Source organism: Ureaplasma diversum NCTC 246 (genome assembly GCF_000731915.1).
GTDB lineage: Bacteria > Bacillota_I > Bacilli_A > Mycoplasmatales > Mycoplasmoidaceae > Ureaplasma > Ureaplasma diversum.
The window spans coordinates 1-3,791 of record NZ_JFDP01000022.1 but is presented as its reverse complement, the minus strand read 5'-3'; the positions used below and the strand labels follow the sequence as shown (position 1 = coordinate 3,791).

The window sequence follows — 3,791 nt, the reverse complement described above, 5'->3', positions numbered from 1 at the left end:
ACTACAAAACTGCTTGTTGTTATTGTTAATAAACCTAATGATAAAAATTTACTATTTCTTAAAATCTTCTTTTTCATATACTAGACACAATTAGCTTAATATATTATTATATATAATAAAACAATAAGGTTATGTTAATTTCATAAATATATTTATAATTTAAAGGTTATCTATAAGGAATTTATGATGGAAAATAATTTAATTAGTGTTTTAGCTAATAAGCTAAATTTAGATCAAGAACCAGTTAGTAATGTTTTAGACTTATTAGCTGATGATAATACAATTGCTTTTATTGCACGATATCGTAAACATTTAACTAAAAATATGGATGAGTTTGCAATTGCTAAGATTGCTGATGAATATAACTACTTAGTTAAGCTTAATAAGCGTAAAGAAGCAATCTTAGCTAATTTAGAACAAAAACAAGTATTAACTGAAGATCTTAAAAGAGCAATAGAAGAGTGTAGTAAATTAATTGAGCTTGAAATCATTTATCATCCTTATGCAACTAATAAAAAAACAAGAGCTTCAGTTGCAATTGCTAATAATTTATTACCATTTGCTGAAACTATTCTTAAAAACAGAAAAGATATAATAGTTCAAAAAGAAGCAGTTAAATATTTATGTGAAACTGTATTAACAGTTGAAGATGCAATTAATGGTGCTTGTGATATTATTGCTGAAAAATTAGCTAATGATTCAAAGATCAGAGATATGGTATACACATCGATCATTAAATATGGGAAACTAATTACAAAAGCAAATAAATTAGATTTAGATCCTAATAAAAATTATGAAATTTATTATGCTTTCAATAAACCAGTTCAATATTTAGAAGCTTATCAAATAATGGCAATTGATCGAGCAGTTGATCAAAAAGTTATTAGTGTTAAATATGAATTTAGCAAACCATTTATTGTTGATTTTGCAATTAATAAATACACTAAAAAAGTTGAATCAGATAGTTATGAATATATAAAAAGAGCAGTGATTGATGGGTTTGAAAGGCTATTAGTTCCTTCAGTTACAAATGCTGTTCATACAGAATTAGTTCAAAATGCACATATTAAATCAGCTAATATTTTTGCATCTAATTTACAACAATTACTATTACAACAACCAATTAAAAACAAAACAGTTTTAGGATTTGATCCAGGGTATGCTCATGGATGTAAATTAGCTATAATAAAAGAAAATAATGAATTATTAACAACAAATATTATCTACCCACATCCACCCCAAAATAAAACTGATCAAGCAGAGCAAATCTTAGTTGATCTAATTAAAAAATATAATGTAAATATAATTGCAATTGGAAATGGAACAGCAGCAAATGAAAGTTGTGTTTTTGTTAGTAATGTAATTAATAAACACAATTTAGATGTTAATTATTGTGTAGTATCTGAAGATGGGGCATCAATTTATTCAGCTTCTGAAATAGCTGCAGCTGAATTCCCTAAACTACCAGTTGAAAGAAGATCAGCAATCAGTATTGCTCGAAGAGTAATCGATCCATTAGCTGAATTAATTAAAATTGATCCTAAATCAATTGGGGTTGGTCAATATCAACATGATATTAACCAAAAAACTTTAACTGAAAAAGTAGATTTTAGTGTTGCTTATTGTGTTAACCAAATTGGTGTTGATGTAAATACTGCATCAGTTCCTTTATTAAGTAGAATCTCTGGTTTAAATAAAAGAAGTGCACAATCAATTTTTGATTATGTAGCAGAGAATAAACAAATTAAAAGTCGAGCTGAATTAAAATCAATTAAATTTATTTCAGATAAAGTATTTGAACTAGCTTCTGGATTTTTAAGAGTTAATTGTTCAGATAATTGATTAGATAAAACTAGTGTACACCCTGAATCTTATAATTTAGCTAATCAATTATTAACTTATTTAAACAAACCTTATGAACAAGTAGTTAATAATCTTGATTTATTAAATAATTTAGATCCTAATAAGATTGCAAATGATCTTAATACAGATGTTTATACTTTAGAATTAATTATTAATAACTTAAAGAATCCATTACTTGATATACGTGATCAATATGATTTCCCTTTATTAAGAAATAAAGTGATTAGTTTTGATGATTTAAGTGTAGGAATGGAAATAATTGGAGTTGTTAGAAACTTAACTCAATTTGGAGCATTTGTTGATATTGGTGTTAAAAACACAGCACTATTACACCAATCACAATTCAAAAACCAAGATATTAAAATCAACAAACATTTAAATGTAGTTATTTTAGAAATTAATAAGCAAAAAGAACAAATTAAACTAGGGCTGGTTGAATAATGAAATTAATTAAAAACAATAAATTTAAAAAATATAGTAGTTTAATAATTATTCCTATTCTTGGATCAGCAATTAGTTTAATTGCTGTTGCTTGTAATAAAACCGCTCCAGAAAACTATACTAAAGAGTTCTTTAAACCATCATTAGTTTATAATAATGAAATATTTAAACCAAACGAAATGACAGCTGATGAAGCTGTTGGATTAATTACTATTAATAGTGATGGAACATCTAATTTCGTTAGCTTAAATGATCAAAAACCAGAAGCTGTTTATAAGATTACTAAGATTAATAAAAATGGTTTACACTTAGAGATCAATTATGTTGTTGAACTAGCTGAATACAAACTTAAATATGAATATGTTACATATCATGGACCTTATTTAACTTCTGCTCAAAAAGATATTTTTGAAGCTAAAAAAGCTAATAATGAAAGTTTAATGAAAGCACTTGAATTAAACGAAAAAGAAAAACATAATTTTTTAGGAATCAAAATCAAACCTGAATATAAAGATCTAACAATTGATCAAATGAAAGCTAAAGGGGATCAATTAATAACTTTTAGTAAAGATGATCCAGACTATTTACATAAAAACAATCCAGCTTATAGTGGAATTAATATTAAATTAGTTGATATTATTAAATACGAAGACTTTAATCAAAATGACCCTGATACTTTAATTTTTAACTTAGAAGTTTCTAAGGGAGAGAATGAAAGTAAAGTAATTTATAACAAATCAGTTGTTATTAAACTAAATAAAAATAATAGAAATTAAGAACTAAGATAAGGCTAGATATATGAAATTAAAAAAGTTACATAAACAAATTCTAATTAGTACTAGTTTAATAACAACCTTTGGTTTAACTAGTTTATTAGCTGCTTGTCATTTAAACTATGATCAATTAAGTAAATATGAACAAATTCCAACCTTAAAAGAAAAAGTTCAATTAAACAGAATTCTAGCAGCTGATTTTATTAAAAACATTAATCAATATGTTAATCTTCCAACCCATCAAGATTTAACATATACAATCAAATCAGCTACTGTTGATCCTAAAAATGAAAATAGTGTAATCGTTAAACTAGAAGTAAGTAATAGTGAACATACTAGAACATATACTAAGATCTATGGTGGTTTTAAAGATGCTAAAGATGATAGAATCCAAAAAGCAAATCAAACTTATTTAAACGATCCTAAAAACCAAACAACATTATTTAAAAATATAGAACTAGTTAATACTAAAGTAGATGATTTAACTGTTGATGATGCTTTAAAATTAAGTAGTGATAAGATTAGAGTTCAAAACGATAATAAAGAATTAAATTATAGTTTAGTAAATATAACTAAAGATACTTCTAATCCTAATTCAGTAATAGTTACTATGAAAATTACTAAGGGTGTTAATGATCAGCTAGCAAGTGTAACATACACTAAAAAAATCAACAATCTATTAACTGTTGATCAAAAGAAAGCTAAAACTAATAA

The 3,791-nt window shown here is 25.2% G+C and carries 3 protein-coding genes; all 3 read left to right on the top strand.

What is annotated here, in order from left to right; translation table 4 throughout:
- The first annotated feature begins 186 nt into the window (after nucleotides 1–186).
- Nucleotides 187–2,304: a Tex-like N-terminal domain-containing protein gene (locus UDIV_RS00840; RefSeq protein ID WP_038101941.1), complete on the top strand. Its 2,118-nt coding sequence runs from the start codon at nucleotides 187–189 to the stop codon at nucleotides 2,302–2,304.
- The gene (locus UDIV_RS00835) at nucleotides 2,304–3,080 is read left to right on the top strand and encodes a hypothetical protein (RefSeq protein ID WP_038101938.1); all 777 of its coding nucleotides are present in this window, start codon (nucleotides 2,304–2,306) and stop codon (nucleotides 3,078–3,080) included. The genes UDIV_RS00840 and UDIV_RS00835 overlap by 1 nt, the downstream gene beginning before the upstream one ends.
- Before the next feature lie 22 nt (nucleotides 3,081–3,102).
- The coding region (locus UDIV_RS00830) for a hypothetical protein (RefSeq protein WP_038101936.1) at nucleotides 3,103–3,791 on the top strand (689 nt) is incomplete at its 3' end.